The sequence below is a fragment of the Polycladidibacter hongkongensis genome (assembly GCF_001561995.1).
Taxonomy (GTDB): domain Bacteria; phylum Pseudomonadota; class Alphaproteobacteria; order Rhizobiales; family Stappiaceae; genus Pseudovibrio; species Pseudovibrio hongkongensis.
In genome coordinates this window covers 13,024-39,226 of sequence record NZ_LLWC01000003.1, presented here as the reverse complement: position 1 = coordinate 39,226, position 26,203 = coordinate 13,024, and the positions used below count along the sequence as shown (strand labels likewise).

16 protein-coding genes are annotated in these 26,203 nt (G+C 50.9%); 8 read left to right on the top strand and 8 right to left on the bottom strand.

Going from position 1 to position 26,203, the window contains the following annotated elements:
- Positions 1–124: 124 nt before the first annotated feature.
- Entirely contained in the window at positions 125–1,123 is a 999-nt protein-coding gene (gene torT, locus AYK82_RS00175; protein WP_068310096.1) for a TMAO reductase system periplasmic protein TorT, read from the bottom strand.
- On the opposite strand from torT, the gene AYK82_RS00170 reads away from it, so the two are divergent.
- Positions 1,122–3,935 carry an ATP-binding protein gene (locus AYK82_RS00170; RefSeq protein WP_068310094.1) on the top strand — a complete coding sequence of 938 codons (2,814 nt, stop codon included), beginning with the start codon at positions 1,122–1,124 and terminating at the stop codon, positions 3,933–3,935. The two genes, torT and AYK82_RS00170, sit on opposite strands and share 2 nt — an antisense overlap.
- Here AYK82_RS00170 and AYK82_RS00165 read toward each other — a convergent pair.
- A complete protein-coding gene (locus AYK82_RS00165; protein ID WP_068310092.1) occupies positions 3,908–4,612 on the bottom strand; it encodes a response regulator in 705 nt (234 codons plus the stop codon). The genes AYK82_RS00170 and AYK82_RS00165 overlap by 28 nt on opposite strands.
- Positions 4,613–4,727: 115 nt before the next feature.
- Between AYK82_RS00165 and AYK82_RS00160 the strand changes: the two genes are divergently transcribed.
- Complete coding sequence (locus AYK82_RS00160) at positions 4,728–7,397, top strand: molybdopterin-dependent oxidoreductase (protein ID WP_068310195.1); 2,670 nt, start codon at positions 4,728–4,730, stop codon at positions 7,395–7,397.
- A gap of 66 nt (positions 7,398–7,463) precedes the next feature.
- Here the strand turns inward: AYK82_RS00160 and AYK82_RS00155 are convergent, their stop codons facing one another.
- Entirely contained in the window at positions 7,464–8,369 is a 906-nt protein-coding gene (locus AYK82_RS00155; RefSeq protein WP_068310090.1) for an ABC transporter substrate-binding protein, read from the bottom strand.
- A 194-nt stretch (positions 8,370–8,563) separates the two neighbouring features.
- Here AYK82_RS00155 and AYK82_RS00150 point away from each other — a divergent pair, with 194 nt between their 5' ends.
- From AYK82_RS00150 to AYK82_RS00140, 3 genes are read left to right on the top strand one after another with little or no spacing between them, the layout of a single operon-like run.
- Positions 8,564–9,472, top strand: a complete 909-nt coding sequence (locus AYK82_RS00150) for a FecCD family ABC transporter permease (RefSeq protein WP_208976336.1) — start codon at positions 8,564–8,566, stop codon at positions 9,470–9,472.
- A gap of 25 nt (positions 9,473–9,497) precedes the next feature.
- Positions 9,498–10,535, top strand: coding sequence for a FecCD family ABC transporter permease (locus AYK82_RS00145; protein ID WP_068310087.1), 1,038 nt, complete (start codon positions 9,498–9,500; stop codon positions 10,533–10,535).
- A complete protein-coding gene (locus AYK82_RS00140) occupies positions 10,528–11,319 on the top strand; it encodes an ABC transporter ATP-binding protein (RefSeq protein WP_068310085.1) in 792 nt (263 codons plus the stop codon). The genes AYK82_RS00145 and AYK82_RS00140 overlap by 8 nt, the downstream gene beginning before the upstream one ends.
- Positions 11,320–11,583: 264 nt before the next feature.
- Here the strand turns inward: AYK82_RS00140 and AYK82_RS00135 are convergent, their stop codons facing one another.
- The 4 genes from AYK82_RS00135 to AYK82_RS00120 form a co-directional block, all read right to left on the bottom strand.
- Positions 11,584–12,924 carry an HlyD family type I secretion periplasmic adaptor subunit gene (locus tag AYK82_RS00135; protein WP_082733647.1) on the bottom strand — a complete coding sequence of 447 codons (1,341 nt, stop codon included), beginning with the start codon at positions 12,922–12,924 and terminating at the stop codon, positions 11,584–11,586.
- 8 nt (positions 12,925–12,932) lie between these two features.
- A complete protein-coding gene (locus AYK82_RS00130) occupies positions 12,933–14,678 on the bottom strand; it encodes a type I secretion system permease/ATPase (protein WP_082733656.1) in 1,746 nt (581 codons plus the stop codon).
- Positions 14,679–14,838: 160 nt separating this feature from the next.
- Positions 14,839–16,716: a hypothetical protein gene (locus tag AYK82_RS00125; RefSeq protein WP_068310081.1), complete on the bottom strand. Its 1,878-nt coding sequence runs from the start codon at positions 16,714–16,716 to the stop codon at positions 14,839–14,841.
- A 52-nt stretch (positions 16,717–16,768) separates the two neighbouring features.
- The gene (locus AYK82_RS00120; RefSeq protein WP_156453211.1) at positions 16,769–21,202 is read right to left on the bottom strand and encodes a beta strand repeat-containing protein; all 4,434 of its coding nucleotides are present in this window, start codon (positions 21,200–21,202) and stop codon (positions 16,769–16,771) included.
- Between the two features lie 811 nt (positions 21,203–22,013).
- Here AYK82_RS00120 and AYK82_RS00115 point away from each other — a divergent pair.
- Positions 22,014–22,589, top strand: a complete 576-nt coding sequence (locus tag AYK82_RS00115; RefSeq protein WP_068310077.1) for a hypothetical protein — start codon at positions 22,014–22,016, stop codon at positions 22,587–22,589.
- Here AYK82_RS00115 and AYK82_RS00110 read toward each other — a convergent pair.
- A complete protein-coding gene (locus AYK82_RS00110; protein WP_068310075.1) occupies positions 22,586–23,491 on the bottom strand; it encodes a LysR substrate-binding domain-containing protein in 906 nt (301 codons plus the stop codon). The two genes, AYK82_RS00115 and AYK82_RS00110, sit on opposite strands and share 4 nt — an antisense overlap.
- 118 nt (positions 23,492–23,609) lie before the next feature.
- Between AYK82_RS00110 and AYK82_RS00105 the strand changes: the two genes are divergently transcribed.
- Positions 23,610–24,290 carry a pyroglutamyl-peptidase I gene (locus AYK82_RS00105; RefSeq protein WP_068310073.1) on the top strand — a complete coding sequence of 227 codons (681 nt, stop codon included), beginning with the start codon at positions 23,610–23,612 and terminating at the stop codon, positions 24,288–24,290.
- Between the two features lie 6 nt (positions 24,291–24,296).
- A complete protein-coding gene (locus AYK82_RS00100) occupies positions 24,297–26,198 on the top strand; it encodes an ABC transporter ATP-binding protein (protein WP_244265691.1) in 1,902 nt (633 codons plus the stop codon).
- Positions 26,199–26,203: the final 5 nt, after the last annotated feature.

The following is a 26,203-nucleotide window of genomic DNA, read 5'->3' as shown; positions in this document are numbered from 1 at the left end:
AGGTAATCATTTCTATTTCCTTAGGGCAAGAAGGGCAAAAATGTAGTGGCAAGCACCCATATTAGACGAAAGTTTAGTAGAGTGTGATACCAACTAACTCCCCTCAATGAAGGTGAAGGCGACACTACTGGATGTAAGGAAAGTAGTTTGAGGGCGATACAAGTCTGACGTTATCTGGACGCGAAATCCGAGTAATAACTTTTACTTCAGGCCCTATAAATTGCAAATTTTCAGCTAAATTCTTCTTAATATTTCTTTTAGTTAGCGCCAGCTTTACCGCCAGTCGCCCTTGCTCAATCGGGTCGTCAAAGGCGACAGCAATAACACTACCGTTTACAACACCTCGCAAAACTGTATGGCTAATATAGGTCGCGGCGAGTGCTGGTTGTGGCAAGTCGGGCCTTGCGGCACGTAAGCCCATCGCAGCCTCAATCGCCGGAGCGCTGCCGATCAAGTAATCCGCATTAGGGTACTCTTGCAGCGCTTGTCGCACCAGCGCGAGCTGCTGACTGAGCCCAGTATCTGCACCATAGACCGCAGCAATTGCAATTGGTGAATTCTTTAGCGCGCTGCGCAGCCCTTTTTCTAATGGCCCGGTCCAACCAGCCTTGGCGGGCCCCGAAACTAAGACAGCCATTTCACTTTTTTTGCCCAGAGAGTTGGCTTGCAGATAGCGACCAAGCTTGCTGCCCATTTGCTCCCAATCGACACCAATCATGCCCGCAAGAGCCGGTGCATGCAATTCGTTGACAAGCCCGTATACCGGCATGATCTCCTCAGCCCGCTTAAGCGCGGCTATAAGGTCAGGATGGTTAGAGCTGACCGCACCAATCAAGATTGCTTTTGGCTGTAAGGCAATACAACGGTCGATCTGCAGGATCTGCTTCGCCACCGAATTATAGCCGCCAGCTTCGTAGAAGATAATATCCGCTCCTTCACGGGAGGCCTGTTGCTCAACTCCATAGCCAACACTGAGCCAATACTCATCTTTAAAATGCGGCACCAACACGCAAAGCTCCGACTTTGCATCATCAGCACGTACACTGTGTAATGAAGCCAATGCGACAACTCCCGCATAGGCAATAATTGCGGCGCCGCGTAAACAGCCGTAAAGTCCACTCATGAAAACACGTCGCTTTGACACTCAGCTAATCCAAATTCTCTCAGCCTTAGGGGTTATCACCGTTATGGTGGGCGCTGCTTCAATCGCGGTCAACCGTTATCTCACTAACACCTACGAGGATTTAGTTCGAGTTAACTTGCCGATAATCGAGATTAGCAGCAAGCTAAGTGCGGATGCCAAGTTGGTTGGCCCTCTCGCCAGTGCATTTGCAAAGGCAAGTAACCCTGAAGAACTTGCGCAGATTTCTGCGTCTCTCAATGCGACGACCGACACAATAGAACATACAGCCAGCCAGTTACGGATAATCAGCGGTGCTCAGATCGCATCGATACCGGTTCAAAAAATCAAGGAAATAGTAGATCACATGGCAATCGCCAGCGGGAGAGAATTGGAGATTGGAGAGACAATTGACGCAAATCTTCTGCGGCTTGAAAACTCCGGCGAACGATTAGCCAGTCTCATCAACCAAGAAACGAAGTTGGCACGCCTGCGCATCACCTCTGGCATCGCAAGCCTGTATTTGGATAAAGCCGTTGATATGCAAGCAAGTCTGAATAGGCTCGCGGATCGGGACTTTTTTGTTTTTGAGCGGCTTGGTGAGTTTGCGCGCAGCATTGACGCAGTTAGGCTCTATGCAAAGCAAGTGCGAAGTGCTCGCTCAAACGCACAATTAGATTCCCTTGAAACTGCAATTTCACAGCAACTGCAGCAAGCGCGGTCACGCAGCGGTTTTTTGCTATCAAAGACGGTCGGCAAAGAGGTCAAAAAACTGCTGGCGCACTATAGCACATTGGTCGGATCTGGTGGCATATTGGAGCAAAGCCGCCAGCGTGTGCTACTTCGAAAAGACATTAAAAAGAATAGAGAAAAGCTGCAATTTGCAATAACGCAACTCACCAAGCAAGCGGCTCAAATCGGGATAGAGGCGAAACGGGCAAGTCAACAGGCCACATACAACGCGCAGCAAACGTCACGCCTTGCTATCATTCTCTTGGTAGGCCTCGTACTCATCGCATTTTTCGGAGCGATAACCCTTTGGACATACGCGCGCAATGGGCTTGTTAAACGACTATCCTACTTATCCAAGCGCATTGTTGCTGTCGCGGAAGGAGACTTCGGGCCTCCACTGAAATTGTCTGGCCATGATGAAATAGGCAAAATGGAAAAGGCTCTCAACGTTCTGAGGCGACGCGCAAAAGATGCTGCCAAATTAAGAACGCACCTTGAAGAGGCCGTGATTGCTCGAACAGGAGATGTGGTGGCAGAAATGCAAGCTTCCGACGTAGCACGGGCAGAGGCAGAGGCAGCCAACGAAAGTAAGAGTGAATTTCTTGCGCGCATGAGCCATGAAATACGCACGCCGCTCAACGGCCTGCTTGGCATGTTGGACCTTTTGAAGGGCGAGCTAAATGATGAAGGAGCGCGAGAAAAGGCGAGCATCGCGCATGGCTCCGCAAAAGACTTGCTGGCCATTGCAAATGATATCCTTCTATACGCTGGCAGTGATCGTGGATCAAACCGTGGTGATCTCGTTCATTTTTCCCTGCGTGATTTGATGGGCCAACTTGCGCAGCAGCTCTACACTTTGGCCGACCAACACAAACTTCAGGCGTATGTGGAGGTAAACGAGACAGCGCCGCAAATCCTCTACGGCGACATGCTCAAAATCCGTCAGGTTTTGAGCAACCTCATCTCGAACGCCGTCAAATACACCCCTTCGGGTCAAGTAAGTCTTACAAGTGACTGGGCGTTTCACGAGGAGACAGGTCGTTTCATTTTCAGCTTCTCCGTATCTGATACGGGATTAGGCATGACGCGCGATGAGATCAACAGCGCCTTTGATGCATATATGCGTGCCGGGCATGTGAGGCGAACAGGGATAGAAGGCACAGGACTAGGCCTTGCCATTTCTCGCAAGCTAACTGAGGCTCTTGATGGCTCGCTAACAGTGGAAAGCGAGCGCGGTGTCGGCAGCCGCTTTATACTAACTGTTCCTCTCCTTCTCGGAGAGGCGGAAGAAATCGATAAACAAACACAAGAACTATCTCCACTTCATGCAAATCTCTCCGTTTTGGTTATTGACGATAGTACAGTGAACAGGATGGTCGCACGCGGTTATCTTGAGAAGCTTGGCTGCACGGTCACCGAAGCTGGAACTGGTAATGAGGCATTAAATTGGGCCGTCAAACGAGGCTTTGATCTTGCTTTGATTGACCTAGACCTACCTGACTTGTCAGGCGACCACATCGCTAGGCAACTCGCCAAAACCTCACCTCATACCCGACGGGTCGCATTAACCGCCCACTCCATTGCAGATGACGAACAAAATCGCCACAGGCTTTCTGTTGAACGCGTTCTGACAAAACCCCTATCCCCCCGCGCCCTAGCCGACGTCCTGAATTCCACCAAGACGGTCGAGTGTCACAACCAAATCCCTAAGGAGGCCAAGACTGATAGCTCGCAGTATGCTTGTATACGCAGGGCGCTGAAAAGTGACCTTGATGACCTTGGAGGCGACACACTGAGCGCTATCCTCAGAGAATTCATGGAAGGTTTACCGCAGGAAATCACTGCAATATTCAACACGGCAGGAGCAGAGCGCGCCAAGGCTGCCCACAGGCTCAAGGGTTCGGCAGCGAACTTCGAACTTGCCACACTCTGTGACCTTTTGTGCAAAATAGAAAAACATACGGAAGAGTTGGATGCGAGCCAGCGCGCAGCACTCGAAGCAGCGGCACTAGATGCGCTTGAGCTCCTATACAGTGCCGCAAGCGATCTTGGAATTCAGTTGGTCGAAGGATCGACAAAATGATAGCCTTGACCATGCTCGGTCAAGATCCACTCTGGATTTGACGGATCTTTCTCGATTTTTTTACGCAAACGCCCCACCACTACGTCGATCATACGATCATTTGTCCGCGCGGGGCTGCGCCCGATTTTCTCCTGTAACCACTCTCTGCTGAGAGTCTGCCCCGGATGATCAGCAAGCAATGTCATGACTGCATATTCTTGAGGGGTAAGTTGCTCCGTACGTGCTGTTGAAACCAAGCGCCGGCGTATCCGATCAAAACACCACGGCCCGAAATACTCCAGCGGCACCGCTCTGGATTGCACCCGACCAATATCTGCAATGCGGCTAAGAAGGTTCTTGATTCGCGCGGCCAGTTCACGTTTATCGAACGGCTTGGTAACGTAGTCATCTGCACCCATCTCCAAACCGATTATCTTATCAACCTGATCATCACGGGAGGTGAGTAAAATGATTCCGACACGCGAATGGGCTCTTTGCTCTCGGGTAATTGTTAGGCCATCTTTTCCATCTAGATTAATATCTACAAGCAGCAAATCTGGCGGGTCCAGCGAAAGAACGCTCTCCATCTCCTCGGCATTTCCCGCCTCACTGATACGGTAGCCAAGGCCGCGCAAGTACGCGGAAAGGCGCATGCGTGTCGTACGATCATCTTCAACAATCAGAATATGTTGGGACATGTGCCAACCTGTTACATCTCTTTACATCTTCCTACAAATGCCTTTGCGCCGCGTCAAGGCTGCTGGTTGCATGCCGGGGATACCTTTAGGGCAAGAAAAATATATGGAGATCACAATGTCTTTCGCCAGCCCTACCCGCCGTAGATTTTTGCAAGGTAGCGCCGCCTTTGTCGGCTCAACCAGCTTGCTTGGCTCAACCAGTTTCGCCTCCATCGACCCGAACTCTTTCCCTGACCGCGTTTTCCACGCATCGCATTTCGGCCCATTCGAAGCCGTTGTACGTGATGGCAAATTGGTCGGCATTAGCAACATGATGGAGCTGGACGCACGCCCGACCGAGATGATGGCCTACGGTGTAAAAGACCGCACCTATGACAAGTCACGCATCAACTACCCGATGGTACGCAAATCCTACCTAGAGGGCTGGGAAAACGGCGATGTAAAGCCAGAGTTGCGCGGCAAGGAACCCTATGTGCAGGTGGACTGGGATACTGCCTACAGCCTAGCGGCCAAAGCCCTGCTGGATACGGCCACCAACCACGGCAACGAAGCGATCTTCTCCTCATCCTATGGCGGCTGGTCAAATGCTGGTGTCTTCCGCCCGAATGTGTTGCAAGGCCGTCTTTTGAACCTCATGGGCGGATGCACCAATACGCAAGGTGACTGGTCTGCTGGTGCAAGCCAAGTGTCCCTGCCCCATATCATTGGCGATATGGAGGTTTACTCCGCACAATCTGCTTGGGAAACAATCCGCGATCACACCGAGGTATTTGTTCTGGTTGGCTGTGACCCGATCAAAAACAACCGCGTTGAATACCGCGTGGCAGATCATGGCATGTATGCGCACTGGGAAGAAATCCGTGACGCAGGCGTCAAGTTTATCTCCATCAACCCGCAACGCACCGCAACAGATCAATACATGGATGCGGACTGGGTTCGCATTGTACCAAACACAGATGTGGCCCTGTTCCTTGCCATGGCTTACCACGTGCTGGAACAAGGGCTGGAAGATAGAGCCTACATCGAAAAATACACCGTCGGTGCGGACAAGTGGATTGCCTACGTTAAGGGCGAAACAGACAAAGAGCCCAAAACACCTGAGTGGGCTGCAAAAATTACCGGTATCGAAGCCGACAAAATCCGCGAGCTAGCCGAACTCTTGGCCAAATCTCGCACTGAGATTGCTGGCGCATGGTCCTTGCAAAGGGCACAACATGGCGAGATGACCCACTGGGCGATTATTAACTTCGCGGCGCTGACTGGTAAAATCGGCAAGAAAGGTCAAGGCGTCGGCTTCTCTTGGCACTACGGCAATGGCGGCATGCCGCAATCTGGCAAATCCACGCCATCCGGCCTCAGCCAGGGGCGGAACTGGGTAAAAGGTGTTTGCCCGGCGTCCCGCATCACCGAGATGCTAGAAAACCCGGGTAAAGAGGTGTTCTACAACGGCAACACCTACACCTATCCAGATGTGAAGATGATTTTCAATGCAGGCAACAACTTCATGTCGCACCAGCAGGACACAAACCGCCTTATCCGCGCACTGGAAAAAGTCGAGACAATCGTTAGTGTCGATATTTGGTGGACAGCAGCGACCCGTTGGGCCGATATCGTGCTGCCTGCCTCCTCCACCTTGGAGCGCGATGACATTACATCTGGCGGCACCTATTCCAATGATCGTGTCTACGCCATGAAAAAGGTCATCGAACCGATTGGCGAGAGCTTGTCTGACTATGAAATCTTTGAGGGTCTAGCCGACAAGCTCGGCCTGTGGGCACAGTTCACCAACAGTGACGACTACATGACCCATGTGCAGAACGCCTATGAGCGCTCTTCTGCCGCCAAGGACACGCCTTTCGAAGAGTTCTGGAAGAAAGGTTACGCACTTATGGAAGTGCCGGAAGAAGCCCGTCAGTGGACCCGCCATGGCGCTTTCTACGAGGATCCACAGGCCAATCCGCTGCATACCGCTTCCGGTAAAATTGAAATGTTCTGTGAAAACATCGCCAACATGGACATTGACGATTGCCCGGGCATGCCTATGTGGATGGAAAAGCACGAGTATCTTGGTGTTGCCAAGAAGGGTCAGCTGCACGTCGTCTCCCCTCACCCTTGGTTCCGCCTGCATAGCCAGATGGACCAATCAGAAACCTTGCGGGGTCTTTACAAGGTACAGGGCCGCGAACCGGTACGCATCAACGAACAAGATGCAGCCGAGCGCGGAATTGCGGATGGCGATCTGGTAGAGCTGTACAATGAGCGCGGAACAGTCATCGCAGGTGCGGTCGTTTCCGACGAAATCATGCCGGGTGTGGTCTCTATCTATGAAGGCTGCTGGCCACAACTGGATAGCAAAGGCCGCTGTAACTCAGGTCTTGTGAATTTCCTAACCTCAACACAGCGCTCTTCTGGTCTTAGTGAAGCGACAACCGCCAACACCACTCTTGTTGAAATGCGCAAGTGTACTGATCCGGAAGGGCCGAATACTGCCTATGACAAGCCGGCGATCATCGATGATTACGCCCTAACCGAGATTGACGAGGACAAGTTGGGTCTGGATCGTCTCTATGAATTGACCGAAAAGCTCTATGCAGATATGAGCCCGGGCGAAAAGCTGTTCTACGAACGCTGCACCGTCTGTCATGGTCCGCGCGAAGTCTCCCACTTCACCCGACAGCAATGGAAGGGCATCACCCCGTCCATGTTCCCCCGTGCTGGTCTGGATGAAGACGAAGCGGCACTGGTGATGGATTACCTAATGAAAAATGCAGCCGACGCGAACTAACAGTTTATCGCTTGGCAAAAAAGGCGGTCGGCTCTCCATACCGACCGCCTTTTTTATTGGTTTAAGTTACGGCTCGACAGAATAGATCTTTGCTACGTTATCCAGCATCTTACGCGCCGCCAATACACCACCGGCGGTATTCCAGATAGCGTCGCTCACAGCATGTACGCGGCCTGCCTTGACAGCAGATAGCGATTGCCACAACGGATCAGCCAGCACGTCTTCTCGCAGCGCATTGCCATCACCATTGCCATTGTCATAGGTGAAGTAAAAAATCCGGTCGCCATCCATGTCTGGAATGCTCTCTTTACCGGTACGGATCGCAAACTTCTCTACATTCTGGTTTTCTGGTCGCTTAAAGCCAATATCCTTCAGCACAACACCTGAAAAGCTATCCAGCTGATAGATCCGAATCTGACCAGGTACAAAGCGGACAACTGACACTTTTTCCTGCAGCTTATAAGCCAGCGCGCCGCTCAGCGCTGCAACACGCGCCTCGTAGTCCTTGATCAACGCATCACCTTTTTCGCTAAGACCAAGAGTTTGTGCATAAAGCCTGAAATTAACCTTCCAGTCGCCTTTTAGACGCTCAGAGGCGACAGTGGGAGCAATAGCGGACAGCTGCGGATAGATCGCTTCATGACGCAGCTTATTGCTGATAATCAAGTCTGGCTCAAGTGCAGCAACCAACTCCAGATTAATAGAGTTTTCTTTGCCAAGTGGGTCAGCATCAACCATGACATCAGAGATGTGCTTCCACCACGGATTGCCGTTCCAGCTGTTGGAAGCGCCAACAGGAACAACACCCAAGGCAATGAGGGCCTCTGTGCCTTCGTTGGTCAATACAACAACTCGCTTTGGTGCATCCGGCACTTCCGTTGTGCCCATCGCATGCTTTATTTCACGCGCCTGCACTGGCCCAGCAAAGAGCGCTAAGACTGTAATTGCCGCAAGAAATGCCTGCTTTAACATTGTTAATCCACCTATTTCATATGGGCAGCCATGCCCAATATTGCCAAAAAACCGAGGGGTAGTGACAACACCACATAAGCGAGCATTGAAAGACCAACATTTTTTTGGCTGCGTAATTCTACTGGCTGATCACTTGTGGATTGGCTAAGAATAGTTGATTATTCAATTCAACTTAAAATCGGAATACTACACAAATGTCAATGGGTTTTCGCAGGCACTCAACCTCGCCACTGCAAATGAACATCCTGCTAATCTTTGGCTTGGTCGTTGCTTGGTTGGCTAGTTTGCATATTGGCCTGCACTTCTATTCCCCAAAGGTTGTCTGGGGCGCTTTACAAGATGCGAAAACAGCAGAAGACCTTGTAATCACCCGGTTACGTCTACCCCGCAGCATTATTGCAATCACATGTGGCGCTTTGCTTGGACTTTCAGGGCTACACTTGCAATCCGTGACACGCAATCCGCTTGCAGAACCCGGCCTCTTGGGTGTCAATACCGGTGCCGCCTTTGCCGTAGTCCTTGCGCTTACCCTGACAGGAACCACCAATCTTTGGGAGATCGCGCTCGCAGCATTCCTTGGTGCAATCCTGACGATGCTGGTGGTGTTTACGGTATCAGGTAGCCTGCATAAGGGGATGAGCCCGGTTGCCGTGCTGCTGGCAGGGGTGACGCTCGCTGCGATGCTTTCCTCTCTCACCCAGCTGGTACTGATTACCAATGAAAGCGCTTTGGAAGACTTACTCTTTTGGCTTGCAGGCAGCTTTGCAGACCGTGAGCTTGCGCTGCTGCAATTGGCTCTGCCGGTTTTGCTAACTGGCATGCTCGCCACGCTTTACTTTGCAGGTTCGCTGGACGCAATGAAAATGGATGACGAAAGTGCCGCCGCACTTGGCGTCGCCGTTTTGCCTACACGCCTCGGCTTCCTCGCGTTAGGGGCGAGCTTGGCTGCGGCAGCTGTTGCAATTGCTGGTCCCATTGTCTTTCTAGGCCTTGTTGCGCCTCATCTTGCCAAGCGCATAACTCCAAATACAGGGCACGCCTCACTTGCCGTAACAACTGTCCTGCTAGCCGCCGTTTTGGCGCACCCATGCTGGTGTCACTGATAAGACGCAAGAGGCAAGGCTAGCCATGCTCTGTGAAAACACAGTCTTTGCAAAAAACCGGCAAACACTAGCGATTTGCGGACTGCTCGTCGTGCTGACAATCCTCATTATTGCGGGCGCTGGCATAGGCGCTAGCTTTATGCCGCCAGAGCGAGTCATTGCTGCGCTGCTGGGTGAGGGCAAGCGCGCCGACTATATCATCTTGTGGAAGCTGCGCCTGCCGCGTGTTCTGCTTGCACTGCTAAGTGGTTGCGCACTTGCCCTGGCAGGCGCCATACTTCAACGCACTGTCAGAAATCCCTTGGCAGCTCCCTCAGTGCTTGGCGTTACCGACGGCACGGCAGTTGGAACTCTGGTGTTCCTCTGGTTGATTTCCGATCAAACAAGCGCCTTACAGCTATCGATCCACTGGATGCCCGTAGCCTCCATCGTTGGCGCGTTGCTCTTCACCCTCGTCACAGGAGCACTAACGCTTTCAGATCCCAAGCGTTCCCCCCTGTCTCTTATTCTTTACGGCATTGCCATGGCGGCGCTGGCAAAAGCTCTGGTGGTCCTGCTGATGATTCTTGGTCCGATACATCGGGCCTCTCAAGCCAAGATATGGCTTACAGGATCGGTAAGCACGGCTCATTGGAGCGATGTGGCCATTCTGTTTGGCGCGCTTGCCGTTGCTTTGCCTCTGCTCGGCTGCATGGCACGATCACTGTTTCAACTGCGGCTGGATCCGCTTACTGCACGCGCTACCGGCTTAAACCTAGGCAGATCACAATTGGTGCTGCTGCTGCTAAGCGTGTACCTCACCAGCATTGCTGTCGCCTTTGTCGGCGCACTGGGTTTTGTCGGCTTGGTTTCACCCCATATTGCACGCCTGATTGTGGGAGAAAAAGTCGCAAGCTATCTTGCGGTTACCGCTTTATCTGGCGCTGCGCTTGTTTTAGCCGCTGATATCATCGCACGTGTCAGCCTTCCCCCTCTGGAGCTACCGGCTGGGGCGTTAACTGCTTTTATCAGCGCACCGCTGTTTCTCTTCCTGCTGACCAAGCGGAGGGCGATCAATGCCTGACACTCTTTTTCAGATGCAAGCCGCCAGTGCCGGCTATGATGGGCACCCTGTCTTTGAGGGACTTGACCTGAGTTTACCGTCAGGAAAAGTCATTGCGTTTTGCGGGCCAAATGGCAGTGGTAAATCCACTGCCTTGCGTTCACTGCGGCATCTCCTGCCCCTATCCAGCGGCAACATTCAACTGCTAGGACGCGATCTTAAAGACTGGAGCGCCAGAGAGCTTGCAAAGAACATCGCTTTGCTCACCCAAACCCCCGAGGCGCCAGAGGATACGTTGGTTAAGGACCTTGTAATGATGGGGCGTTTTGCACATCGCAAACCCTTTACCGGACCCTCTGCCTTGGATAAAGCAGCCTGTGAAGAAGCTTTGCTGGCAACTGGAATGACCAAGCTTGCACAAACACCAATTGGATCTCTTTCTGGGGGGCAGGCACAGCGGGCCTGGATCGCCATGGTGCTTTCGCAGCAATCCCACACAATTCTGTTTGATGAACCAACTAATCATCTGGACATCGCCCATGCTCTTGACGTTTTAGAGTTAGTACATCGCATGAATAGACAGCAAGGTCGCAATATAATCGTAGTCCTACACGATCTTAATCTTGCTGCGCGCTACGCCGATCATGTTGTCCTCTTTGAAAAAGGCCAAATCGCAAAGCAAGGCAGCGTTACCGAAGTCTTGAACGAGACCACAATTTCTCAGGTCTTTAATATTACCTGCAAAATACTGTCTTTGGATGGGCAGCCAATCATTGCCGCCTTGCCACAAACTCACCCCACATAACACTTTGAACGTGCTTTATTTCAAGCCGTAGCGGCCATAGCTTTCGCGAGAAAAGCGCAGATCAACAGCCAGCCACCTCTGGCTGGGTACCTCTTTCCTCGCAATTGTACCCTTCCATGATATTGCTAGAAGGGCAAGAGATAGAAGGGTATTCCCCCCATTTTTGGATGATGTCTCAATCGCAGCCACTACCGCTTTTTGCAGCAGCGCCTTTTAAGGCACGACACCCCAATGATACAGAGTAGCGACTTGCACCAATAGACTTCAGGGCTCACGAAATGCGCGGGACATGCTATCGCTCAGCGGCTCCATCAAGTAGTCAATAAAAGTTCGGTTCCTTGTTGTGATGTAAATCTCCGCTGGCATTCCCGGTGTCGGAGAAAATGCCGAAGTGTTGGCCACCTTATCCATCAGAATTTTTACTTTGACCTTGTAGACTTCTTTTGCAAGAGACTGGAGACGCTCATCGGGAACGGCGTCAACCGATACGTATGTAACCTCAGCCGGTATCATTGGCGTCGTGCGTTGGTTTAAAGCACTTAGCCGAACCATGGCTTGCTGCCCTTTCTCAACATGGTCAATGTCCTCTGGTTTGATCTCCGCCTCAACAACCAGTTCTTCTTGCAAGGGCAAAATCTCAATCAGATCCTTGCCAGCCTCAATGACCCCTCCTGCTGTGTGGTAGCGCATTCGCACCACAGCGCCGCGAACTGGCGCGCGGATTTCAATGCGCTCTAGTACATTTTGGGCCGCACGAGTTTGCTCTCTCACATCGTCAAGATCCGCAAGCACGCTTTGCAGCTCTCCAGCCGCCGATTGCGCAGCCTCGTCGCGCACTTTTTGAATTTGAGCTTCGGTTCTTGCGATCCGCTCGCGGGCATCGCCCATTTCTGCTAGTATTCTGCCGCGTTCACCCGTGAGGTTTGCGATCATTCTCTGCACGTTCAGCAGATCGCTCTTGCGAATAAGCCCCTTGGAGAGCATCGCACGCTTGCTCTGCTCTTCTTCTTTCAAAAGCGCCAGTTGCTGCTCAACAGCCTTAGCTTGTGCGCTCGATCCTTGAATTCGCTCTTCAAGCGCGGCGATCCCCTTGTCCAATATGGCAATTTCACTCATCAGCTTGCGACGATGCGCTTGAAAAGTGAGCAGCTGACCCAAGATGATTTCTTTCGCTTTACCCTGCGTTTCACCCAAACTTTCAGCGTTTGGAAACAACAGGCGCTCCGCGTTGCGCGCTTCATGCTCTAATCGTTCTCGCACAGCCTGTAAGCGCAACTGCCGCACCTGCAGCCGAGCCATGTTTGCGCGAGCCGCTGTTTCATCAAGTCGCACTAGCACTTGACCTGCAGAGACGATCTCGCCTTCCTTTACAAGTATCTCATGAATAATTCCGCCTTCTAAGTGCTGCACAATCTTGTTTTTCCCAGTCGCAACAAAGGAGCCACGCGCGACAACGGCTCCTGCCAACGGAGCTGTAAAGGCCCACACTCCAAACAAAAGGAAAACGACAAGAATAATGGCCACGCTCGCAAGTTTTGGTAGGAAAAGCCCTTTTGGCACATCTTCGTGCCACCTATTTCCAAGGATTAACTCTTTGCTAGACATACTAAAAATCACTCACCTACGCTGGTTTCGCTGTGCCCGCGAGCGGGTAATGTTTGAGTGCGACCAAAGAGCTTTGGCAAGACCTCTTCACGTGTGCCAAAGAGAGGGGCACAGCCATTCTCGACGAGTAGAATACGATCCACGGATTTCAAAAGCGCGGGCCTTTGAGTAATTGCAACTACAGTGATTTTACGTTGCTTTGCTGTTTGTATGGCATGGGCCAATGCGGCTTCGCCTTTTCCATCCAAATTCGAGTTAGGTTCATCCAAAACAACAAGTTTAGGCTGACCATAAAAGGCACGAGCCAAGCCAATGCGTTGTCGTTGCCCGGCAGACAGCGGCGTCCCGTCCATTGCGACCTGCGTTTCATAGCCCTGAGCAAAGGTCGATACCAAACCATGTATGTTTGCTATTTCCGCGGCGGCAAAGATGTTCTCTTCAATAATACTCTCACGCATGCGAGCAATATTCTGCTTGATAGAGCCTGGAAAAAGCTGCAGATCCTGCGGCAGATACCCTATACACTCCCCCAGTTGTCTACTGTCCCAGTTCCGCAAGTCCATTCCATCAAGGCGCACATGCCCCGCTGTTGGCACAAGGGAAGCGACAAGCATTTTTCCCAGTGTTGTTTTGCCTGAACCAGAAGATCCAACCACCGCTAAGCTTTCACCAGCACTTAGTGAAAAACTAATGCCATTCAAAACCACCTTCTTATCGGGTGGCGGAACAAAAAGAAGCCGTTCAACAACAAGGTTCCCCTTGGGCGCTGGCAGCTGCAAACGGTGAACATTAAGCGGAGAATTCTGCAATAAGTTACGCACACGGCCGTATGCGGAACGCGCCGCGACGAGCGATTTCCAACCCTCGATTGTACCCTCAACCGGCGCCAATGCACGACCTGCGATGATGGATGCGGCGATAATCATTCCGCCAGTAAGCTGATCATGCAAAGCAAGATAGGCACCCCAGCCTAGCATGACGATCTGCGTCGATAATCGAGCAAACTTAGAAAGCGACGACACTATAACATTTCTATCTTGCCCAAGCAGTTGTGCTTTTAGAGCAATCGAGGTTTCCTTCCCCCAAAAGGCAACTGCCTCTGGTATCATGCCCATAGCGTTGATTACTTGAGCATTGCGCGCCATGGCTTCTGTTTGCATTGAAGCGCGGGTACTAAATGAATGTGCAAGTGCAAATGGCCCCGCTGTTACTCTCTGGTTGATTTTCGCTAGTAATAAAAGCACCAAAATCGTAGTTGTCACGATAATACCCAAGTGGGGATGTACCATAAAGACCACAGCGAGATACACCGGCGCCACAGGCGCGTCCATAACTGCGAGTAACACAGGCCCTGTCAAAAAACTCCTGAGCTGCTGCAAGTCATTAAGAGCTTGAAACTCTCTGGTATTGCTGCTTGAGTTTGCACGAGCCGCAGCGCCCAATACAGGAGCCCCTAAGGACACCTCAATATCAACGGCAATTCGAGTGAGCAGAAACCGGCGCAATAGATCCAACAGCACGTGCGCGAGGATTAAACCGATCACGATTGAAGATAACATCAACAACGTGTCTGTACTTCTACTTGTGAGCACCCGATCTGATATTTGAAACAAATAGATGGGAACAGCCAGTACCAAACTACTGGCGAATAAAGAGACGACTGCCACAAACAAAAGGTTCGCTTTGGTGCGTCGTACAACCCTATCAATCGCACCGCGAAAATCCGCTGGATCAACCTTTTCTGACGCGCGCATTCTCAACAGCACCCAGCGCTTTAGATTGCCAAATCTTAAAATGATCTTTCCAAAGGCTCCAACAAAACTCTGCGGTACTTTTTGCCCATTTGTGTTAACAGCGACTTCTTCGATAGGCGATGCATGAACTGACATAGTTTCTCTGTTTTCTCGTAAGTACTTAGCTTAAAATATCCATGAAGCTCGACGTATTTCCTATATCTGCCTCACACTCTGAGAGGTTTGTGCTTTGTTGAGACGGCGCATCAACAAACGCAACTAACTCACTAACAAACCCCGTCGCAGCCTTGACCTGCTCAAGTACATCACAAACCTCACCTCCAGATATATTCACATTTACATAAAGCTCTTCTTCCGTATAAGCTCCATCAACATATTGAAAATTAGATTGACTATCATTATCGACAATTACCGCCGAGTTCTTTAAGACGTTACCATTTGCATTAATGACGCGAGAACCATCTGCCCCCAAGAGCATTTTTTGAGATACTCCAAGTGCGCCCTGATCAACATCACTCACTATATTCAATTGAGTAACAGCGTTCATCTTGTAGAAATCGCCCGCGACAACCAGCAGATTGAAATCTGAACCTAAAGAGTATGGCAGACCACTCTCAATTAAAGACGTCTCTATAGAGAAACTCTCCGAAAATGCAGAGAGCTCGCTTGCCATGTGACGAATATGCCCAGGCATATCTTTTAGGAGTTGCCCACCACCATAACTCTTTATGTGTGCTTCATTTTCTATAATATTTCCCGTACTAGATTGCCACCCCCCAGAGGCCGAAACATAATTGTTATCTAGTAAAACATTACTTTGAGATATGAAATTGAGATCATAGTAATCACCCAATACTATAATCATATCATAGGCTTGAAAATGATCTACTATTTGGCCCGCATTGACTTGAGCATTATCACCAAGACTAACACTTGTATTTTCCCGAGATAATTCAAAAGAAATACAATCATTGTCTTGAATAAAGTTATATTGTTGGAGGTGGTTGAGCTTCGTAACATCACCCATCACATAATCTACGATAAAATTCGCATGCCCCATGCCCCCTGAAAACAGAGTAGGCGATACTTCGCCAGCCTCTCGTGAAAACAAAGCCTCATTCGAAAGTTGAGACGCAATCGAAGCGACTTCGCTGGAGGCGTTTGAATGACAACTAATATTGGTTTGGACGATTATATCGCTATTGTAATAATCGCCAAGTACCGACACGCCAGCTTTCACTAGTCCAAGATCAACAATACTTGCGGTGTTTAGCGTCTCGTTGTTTCCCAAATCAATGTACTGATCCGGTGTGGATATGTTGCTTTGTTGTAAGTTCAAAGCACCGCTCTCATCGCCGCTTTCGCGAGTGAGCTCAATGGACTTTTTGTTTGCTTTACCTGCCTCTACCCGCCCGGTTACCTGGGAGGCAATCGTTACAAGTTTTTGCTGCGCGGTCATTGCTGTCGCAGCACCAACATCTCCGAAGGGCAAGTATTCAATACTTTGCGATAGTGCGGAGACATCCTCGTATATCTGCTTGGCGGTTATTGTTTTCTCTATCGTCCGACCTTGCGAAACCAAAAGGTCATCATCAACAATCACGTTGCCTTGCTCAGCAAATACTTGTTGGCTCATAGTTTCTTGCAAGTTGTAATAGGCAGAAACAGTAATAGAGAAAATAGTCTGCGTTGGCACGACAACCTGATCGAAGCCTACCGGATCGCTAATGTTAACTTCCCCTTCCTCCTTAATACTCGGCAGGCTTGCGGCTTCTTGCTGCTGTATGCCGATTGTTTTCCCAGTAACTGCATGTGTCAGAGGGATTGCCGCTTCCATGTGTGCGAGCGGCGCCACTACGTCTTGGTGCGGGCTAGTACCAAATGCGCTTTCCGCCGCTGTCTCGCTTCCCACTTCAAGGCTAATGCCTGCTTGGATAGCACCTTCTTCATAGTTTACGGTTTGAGGCGCCTCGCTTTGGATAAGGCGCAAGTACCCTAGGAAGTGCCAAGTTAACTCATTGATCGATGAAGTAAGCATCTATCCTCTTTCCAGTTGAAAAGACCCGCGCCAAGCGCGGGTCTCGTTTTGGCTAGCCCATGTCGTCTTCACCGGTGAGGTTTGTGATAGCAGAACCACCCACAACCGAAATATCGACTGAGTTTGCTTGGACATTTGCACCCATCACAATGGTCTGATTGAAGGCGCTTGCAACCCCTAAGGCATCAGCAGTTGCTGCTGTAGAGGCCACTAGGCTCATGTCATCCCCTGCTGAGAAGTCAACAATTCCCTCTGCGTCGTCCATGCCATAGGAGGTTTGTGCAAGACCGCCTTGAGCATTAACCTCCTGAGAGAATTCAGCGTTGTTCACCACGGATGGGTTGGTCAAGACATCTTGATCTTGCAAGGAATTGGCTTGCTCGATATCAAATGTACTATCCGCACCATTCAATTGTGGGTCCGCATCTATAAAACCGGCTTGCCCCGTTGGCGTCACAGACAAACTGATCCCATCTGGAAGCGTGTCATCCTCACTACTAAACAACACCGTGTCGTTCTCACCGGTAAACTCGTTTTTGCTTAGGTTTACCTGCGTATTACCACCAGTATTGAGAGATTGGTTAAACGCCGTGGCTTTCGCAGTGGAAGAGGCCGATGCAACACTCTCAGCCGTAATGCTGTAGTCATCTCCAACATCACCGTTGATGCCGTTGAACATACTACTACCATCATCCGCAATCCCGTCTCCGGCGGTGGCCGTCCCCCCATTAGCGGAAACGCTTTGAGAGAACGCCTCGTTGTTCACTAAGGAGGCATCAGTGATGGTGTCTTGATCGTTCAGGCCATTGGTTTGATCAAGCGTGAGGGACGCATCAATATTACCTGCCGCTAGGCCCGCAAACAGATTACCACCGTTGCCGGTAGAGTCTTCGCCGACGTTTACAAGGTTACGATGTGCCCCGACAACATCCGAAAGCTGCTTGTTCGTCTGGATATTGCCACCAGTGATAATCGTCTGGTTAAACGCTGAAGCTTCAGCAGAAGCATTAGCACTTGCAAGCGTTTTACCAACGACACCATTGTCATCACCGGAGCTGAGTATGCCAACCATGGAATCTGCATTGATGCCATCAGCAGACGTAGCAATTCCACCTGTTGCCGACACCGAGTGTGTAATGGAGCTGCCGTTGTTGACAACAGATGCAGCCTCAATGGTATCCTGATCTTGCAAACTGTTCGTCTGTTCAATTGTTGCCTTGCTAGAGCTAGGCACCAAAAGCGGATCCACCGTGGCTGGACCGCTCGTGGAGGTGGCGAAATTCAAACCACTATCATCTTCACCCGTGTGCAGTGCTGTGGCGCCGCCGCCTGCCAAATCATAGGACGACGTATTTGACTGCGCGCCCTTACCACTTGAGAGCGATTGATTGAAGTTGCCAGTCGCAGCATTTGCGTCCGCACGAGCTGAGCTTGCTCCTGTTAGCATTCCATCATCGCCAGCATGCCCGGCCCCGAGCCGAACCATGGACGCTTCGCTCTCAATGCCGTTGCCGGACGTCGCCGTTCCGCCAACAGCGCTTGCGGATAGATCAACGCTACCAGTTAGTTCAACTCGCGCGTCTGTAACAGTGTCTCGATCATTCAAAGTGTTGCTTTGTTGTGCAGACAACATAACATCAACCGAATTCGCAATAGTAGGCGGTGGCGTTGCCTGAGCGCTGTTCTGCGCGTCGTTTTCACCAGCGCTTACATCTGCGCTATTGCCGCCGATGATTGCCGATGCGGAGCTATTGCCTTGCACGTTACCACCAGTCAGAAGGCTCTGGTTAAAACTTGATATAACAGCATTTGCACCGGCTGACGCACTTGCTACACCGCTGATGGTGGCATCCCCGTCGATCTCTCGCTGCGAAAACTTGTCACCGGTGCTTGTCGCGTTTTCACCCTGTGAAATGCCGGATCCAGAGTTTGCTGTACCGCCTCGCGCTGTCGTATCTTGAATAAAGCTAGCATCGTTTGCGACGCTTGTGTTCGAGATGCGATCGGCATCTGTTAGGGTGTTGGATTGTTCCGCAAAGGCGCTGTGAGCAAAGGAACCTGCTTCATTTGGATCAGAAGTCATTACCCCAGTTAGCGTGACCGAGCTGCCCTCCGCGGAAACATTGGCTGCGGTTCCCCCAACGCTGGAGGTCTCGTGGAAATTGCCCTGTTTGTTTCCGCCAGTCACGATGGTCTGGTTAAACGCGCTCGCCGATGCCTTTGCATCCGCACTTGCCGATGTAGATCCAGAGATAAGACTATCACCGCCTACAGTCGCAGCACCAAGCTCTTCGTGGAACTCACCCTGCGCAATACCATCACCAGATCCCGCAGTCCCACCGATTGCCGATGTAAACTGCATGGCAAACGAGTTATTCGTGACGGATGTGGAACTAACCTCATCTGTATCATTTAAAGTATTGGTCTGTCCGGTGGTATCCAATACAGCTGTAGATGCCAACTCTGGGCTACCATCTACACCAGACACAGCAAGGGTTGCACCATCACCTCCTGCACTCACGCTGACTTGGCCTGCGGTTGCCTGCGTGCTTGCCACCTTATTGATCTGCAAGTTGGCGGAGGTGTTTAGTGACTGGTTGAATGCATAGCTTTGTGAGACTGCATCTGCTGACGCCGTGGATCGCCCTGAGATACTCTCATCACTCCCGACACTTTTATCACTATAGCTATTGGCCTGTGACAGCACAGTATCTGCCTGCGAGATCCCGCTGCCTGATGCCGCTGATCCGCCATTGGAAATAGCAGTTTGCATAAGTGTGGAGTTATTTAGAACACTCGGACTATGAAGGCTGTCCGTATCCGTCAGACTGTTAGACTGAGCAGCTTCAAGATTATGCGTTACATCAACGCCCTGATGTCCGCCAGTCAATGCGTTGTAGCCCGCTGTGGCGTCGTCACCACCTGCAGATGCAGATGTCGAATTGCCACCGACTGTTGCGATTTCGGCTGTGTTGCCTTGTTGGTTCGCGCCAGTGTTCACGCTCTGGTTTGCAGAGGCAACAATGGCCTTGCCATCAGCAATAGCCGAAGTAGTGCCAGCAATAGCGGAATCGCCATCGACCTTTGTTGACCCAAGCTCGCCATTGCCCGCGTGCTGAGTGATCCCGTCTTCGGCAGTCGCATCACCAGCCCGCGCAACGCTTTGTTGAGAAATCGCGGCATCGTTGGTGATACTCGGATCGCTTAACTCATCACTGTCGGTTAGCGCATTTACCTGCGTTGAAGCTACCTCTGTATTCGCAAAGTGACCACCCAAATGGCTACCTGCCATGGCGTTGTTCGTCGCCCCGTTGCCTTCCGCGGATACGGTGTTGATGCTACCGCCGACCTGCTCAAAGCTAAGCTTATTTCCTTGCGTATTTGCGCCTGAGGAAAGCTCTTGCTGTACCGCTAGGCTAACAGCACTTGCGCTCCCTATTGCCTCAGCACTTCCCACGATACTCGCATCACCGCCAACACTACCAATAGCGCCCAGTTGGCCTTTCATTTCGATGCCACTACTGCTCTCGGCACCGCCGCCGCGAGAAATCACATCCTGATTAATTCCAGCACTGTTTACGATCGCCGCAGAGTTGATAGCATTCACACCGCTTTCACTATCAGCCAAAGCGTTGCTCTGCGCAAAGTCAGCATCTGTATTTGTGTCGGCATTACGCGGATTTTTGCTAGCTGCAAGCGATGCGCCATCACCACCTGCGGTGACCGCATTTATGTCAGTGCCAGTTATGTGCAGGCTCGCGTCATTTCCTTGTTGGTTCGAGCCACTCTTCAAGTTTTGATTGACCGTGGAGGCTAAGCCTGTCGCAGCTGCGGTCGCACCAGTGGAACCGGATATATCAAGATCATCCGCTACACTGCTAGCGCCAAGAGCCTGCGAGTTTGTACTGTAAACACCATGATCGCTGCTGGCTTGTCCGCCGTTAGCACGCACTACCTGCGAAATATCCGCCAGATTCTCGACCTGCACATTTTGGAGCAAGTCGATATCAGCGATTGAGTTGCCTTGTGTGATGTCGGCACTGGTGTCCGTATCGTTCATTTTGCCATTCTGGCTTGTATTGCCTGAATTGAAGCTGGTACCATCTCCACCGCTACTGGCATTTTCCGCGTCACCACCGGTTATATTGGCGTTAAGCGCGTTGGACTGTGCGTTCGCCCCCGAGGCCACAGATTGATTGAAACCCAGAGCATACCCCGTACCTTGTGCGGAGGCAGCTGCATCCGCCGCAATCGTCAGGTCGTCACCAATTGCATCAGCGTAGTTTGTATCTTGCAACGCCGTCTTCACAGCTGCGATTGCATCTGTGCTGCTGTCGTCGTTCACATTCACATCCTGCGACAGCACAGCATCATTTCTAAAGTCAGGATCAATCAGTAGATCTGCTTCTTGCGCCGTGTTTTTCGATGACACCTTTAAAGTCGTGTCACTTCCAGTCCTAGTTAGATCAAATCTGTCCATAGCCATGCAAAAACTCCTCAAGAGTTCGCTGTGGGTCCCTATCACTTACGTAGGCCACCCAGCAGCAACATCCCCGCCAGCAGGCGGGTGTTAAATCTGGCCAAGAATTCGGGATAGGATGGTTTCAGATATAAGACACAGCAGCATCGTTAACGCAGAACAGATCCTGCGAGATATTGCGATGCATTTGATGACGTACAACCGAACTACTCTAAAAAGTCGAGCGTGTTATCCTAATCCAAAATATTCAGCCAAAAGTTGGCTACGATGAACAAGAGGTTACCGCAGCCACGGCGACACTTGACGGATTAATTAAACGAGGAACAACTCTGCAAATTAATAGCTGTAAATAATACACAGTAATTCTATAGATTTTTATCCAACGGATATGCGGTAAAATTAAACTTTTCCTTAGTAACTATCGTTTTTACGCACCACAATGAAAAATAATTTCGAAATGACCAAGATGCCGTTTTGTTTTCTGTGACATTTACCTTTAGCTTGGCAAGAACTAAGTTATTGAAAACATGCTTTTCGAGGACCTCAAAATAAACCCCTTGCTTTTTGCTGATGCTCTTTGGTTCGATACTCCTTGAAATATGGGGATTGACCAACTGCTATGCACAATCACTATGCAGAATCCCTATTTTTTTAGAGTGTTGCTTCAACCAGTGAGAACTAATGGATGTACCGTTTTGAGACAAATCACCCATTCGGGGGAGGTTGTCCCCCACGTATTGGTGGCTTGGAAGCGCCTGTCACATTCCTCTAGACTAAATTGCGAGGGTACCATGCTTGATTATGCAGAAGGACTGGGATGCAGGTAGACCATCGACATGGCGCAGACTTTGAAGAATTGGACCGCGCTGCACCTGACTTGGCAGGCCGGCGCAATCTAATCTTTGGCCTTATGGGCCATATCAGCTATAGCTGGTCAAACAACGAAAGCATGTTCATCTATGTGATGCAGCACCTCATGCAAAGTGACGAAATCACAGCCACGCTCGTTTTCGCTAGTCTCAACACCACTCGCGCCCGCATAGATCTTGTAGAACGCTTGGCGAATGCGCACTTGCAAAAAAAGGAAATCGCAGCGGAACTGCGCCGTATCATACGCGTATTCAATCGCCTGACACGACTGCGTAATGAGTTTAATCATTCTTTTTTTCAGCAAGACCAAACAGGAGAAATCACCCATACATACTCCATGCGCATTCAGAAAAAAGCGGGAGTGCTCACACTAGGGGAAACCAAACCAATGGATGATGCCCGCATCCAAAAAATGGCGCGGGCGATTAACGAACTGTCGGAACTAAACCGCGATATTCGTAGTCTCGTACCAAGGCTACAGGTAGCGATGCAGAGCTCCCCAGAGGCGGCAAGCGCATCCTAGGTCACTACACCATATTCGCTCCCCATGAAGTGCAGCTGTGTTAAACGCAAGAACTCTTGTAGTTCCGGCGGCATATCCTTTAGTTTTGAGTAGGCGACCACATAGGAATAACTGACATCAGGCAGAAATTTACGGATCACAACGCCATTGCAACGCCAGACAGAGGCGGCGAAGGGCTCAATCAGCGCAACCGCCAAATTATGCGCGATAAGGCTGTAGCCCGTATGCGAGTTCTGAATTCCAATTGACTGGCTGTACTCAACGCCTGAAAAGGCCAGAGCCTGTTCTACCCTCTTCCAGCTGGCAAGGCCCGAAGGCAGGATTTTGAGCACATTCTCTCCCTGTAGATCTTGTGGAGTTATGCAGTCCTTGCGGGCCAGTGGATGTGATTGGTGCATTGCACAAACATGAGAAGCTCTGGCAATAGGCACCTGCTGGATTCCCGCCATCTCTGGAAAGGCAAGCGTTACGCCCATTTGAGTGAGGTTTAACTGCAGGCGGTTAACGATTTCCGCAGAAGACATATTCTCCACTACCAACTCAACATCTTCATAACGCTCGCGAAATTTGCTAATCACCTGCGGAAAAAAATAGGTCGATAGTGCAGGTGTGGAAGCAACCTTTAGATCTGCAGGACGTTCTCTGCGGATTTGCTGCGCCACGTTTGAGAGCCGGTCCATGCCGGTATAATACTGATCTACTGCCTCCAAAAAACGCAGCGCATTGCTCGTTGGGGCAAGACGCCCTCCCGTTCGATCAAAGAGCTTAAACCCCAGAGAAATCTCAAGATCTGCAATCAAACGGCTGATTGCTGGTTGCGAGATATGCATGATCTCAGCGGCGCCTTTTGTCGTTCCAGCTACCATCACATAGCGAAATGCCTCGACCTGCCTATGCTGCATGTTCTCATCTCCACAATCATTAGATGAATAACATTTTCACATACACTATATATTATTACTATTTGATATTATGAGATTTCCAGCTCAATCTACAGCTAACTACTTAGGAGAGAAGATCGTGAGCGCACAACTTGGACCAAAGAAACCAAGGATCCTCGTGGCTGGTTACTCTAGCTGGGCGATGGCAGCCAAGAACCCAGCCGCAGCGGTCGTGGATAATCTAAAAAGCCGAGATTACGTCGAGTTTGAGCTGGTCGCGCTTGAGGTTCCAGTTTCAACTTCGAAATTAAGCCAGTTTGTCCTGGAGGCCCTTGATAAATACAAGCCAGATGCCTGGATCGGCATTGGCGTCGCCGTATCTTCTCATGTCGTACGCAGTGAAATGGTTGGCCTAAACTGGCGTCACTTCCATGTTCCAGATATTGACGGCATCAATGCCCAGCTTGAGAACATCGTCGAAGACGGCCCGGTCGCTTACAATTCAGACTTGCCGCACACACAAATCGTCTCACAAATTAAAAAAGCTGGGATCCCAGCCGAACTTTCGTTCTACGCCGGGACACATCTTTGCAACCAGATGACATACACGCTACGTCACCTGATTAGCGAACGCGCACTGCCTATTCTCAGCGGCTTTATTCATATACCGCAGAGCCCGGAAAATGTTGCAAATGGCAGCAAAGAAGGGCGCAACAGCAGCTCCATGAGCCTTGAAATGTCGACTAAGGCGCTGGAGATAACCATCGGTTGCGTTGCGCAAAGTGTCCGTGAGCGCTCGACCAAGCAGTGCGGAGGTTAGGGTTTGGTGCAAGAACTGACAACTCCCCTCACCTCCACTAACACCGTAACGGCGAGCAAGCCCGCCTCTGCGATCCTCTCTCTGCGAAATCTCAGCGTTGGATTCGGTCAAAATGGCAAATCGGTGCGGGCTGTAGAAGATTTGTCCTTCGACCTTGCTATGAATAAGACACTGGCCATTGTTGGGGAGTCTGGTTCTGGCAAGTCGATCACATCCTTAGCACTGCTTGGGCTTGTCCATCACTTAGGTGGCAGTGTTCTAAACGGCTCGGCCCTCTTCAACAGCCGGGTGTTGGGCCGCGAAGTTGATTTAAACTCGCTCAGCGAAAAAGAACTTCGAAAGATCCGCGGCGATGAAATATCGATGATTTTTCAAGAGCCGATGACATCACTCAATCCCGTTTACACCATTGGCACGCAAATAAGTGAAACGCTTATGTTGCACCGGGGAGTGTCCGCCGCCGAGGCCCGTCGCCTCACTAAAGACTATCTTGACCTCGTTCGCTTGCCTGATGCCCTGCGGCTTTTGGACGCCTACCCGCACCAGCTATCAGGCGGTATGCGCCAACGGGCGATGATCGCTATGGCTTTGTCTTGTCAGCCGAAAATTCTAATTGCCGACGAGCCAACCACCGCGTTGGATGTCACCATTCAAGCGCAAATTCTCCATATTATCCGCGAACTGCAGGCGGAGCTTGGCACAGCTGTCATTTTCATCAGCCACGATATGAGCGTGGTATCGGAAATGGCTGATGATGTGCTGGTAATGAAGTCAGGTCGAATGGTAGAGCAGGGCAGCGTTGAAAAAGTTCTGCTAAATCCAGAGCAAGAGTATACGCAGGCGCTGCTGGCCGCGGTGCCGCAAATCGGCAGTATGAAAGGCCAAAGCAAGCCGAAATTCTTCATGGTGCCCGGCCTGAGCGAAGGCACGACGAACCCATCATCTGGCCCGCAGGCTGACCACAACACCAAAGCCCCACTATTGGAGACGAAAGGCCTAACTAAGCGTTTTGACATTCGCAAAGGACTATTCAGCCGCATCACTCATCGTGTCCATGCAGCCGAGCAAGTATCCTTGCAGCTATACCCGGGAGAGACCCTTGCGTTGGTTGGAGAATCCGGCTCGGGCAAGTCGACCGTAGGTAAGACCATTCAGCAGTTGATCGAGCCAACATCTGGCGAGGTCCATTTCGATGGGCAAAGCATTTTCAAGCTACCCAAACTTGCCCGCCAACGGTTTCGGCGCGAGATCCAATACATCTTTCAGGACCCATACGGATCCTTGAACCCGCGCTTGACGGTGGGCCAGAGCATCATGGAGCCAGCTCTCACGCATGGTATTGCAACAAGCAAGGTTGAAGCGGAGAACATGGTCGGCGCATTGCTTGAAAAGGTTGGCTTACAGCCCGAGCATGCACAACGCTACCCGCATGAATTCTCTGGCGGGCAAAGGCAGCGAATTTGCATTGCCCGAGCACTTATCTGCGATCCAAAGGTCATTATCGCCGATGAGTCCGTCTCCGCTCTGGATGTGTCCGTGCAGGCACAAGTGCTGAACCTGATGATGCAGCTGCAGCAAGAACGCGCGCTTTCCTATTTGTTTATCACCCACGATATGGCCGTGGTAGAGCGCGTCGCTCACCGCGTTGCCGTTATGTATCTTGGTCAGCTTGTCGAAATCGGCAGCCGACAGCAAGTATTTGAAAATCCTCAGCACGATTACACCAAACGCCTTCTAGATGCGGTGCCTCATATGGATCCATCGCGCGGGCCTGGGCGGTTTAAACCGCCATTGGAAGGCGAAATACCAAGCCCAATGCGTGCTGTTGGGAACGAACCAGCAATTAATAAGCTGGAGCAAATCGCACCAGGCCACTTTGTTTCGCAAAGTGATTTCATTCCTAGCTAATTAGT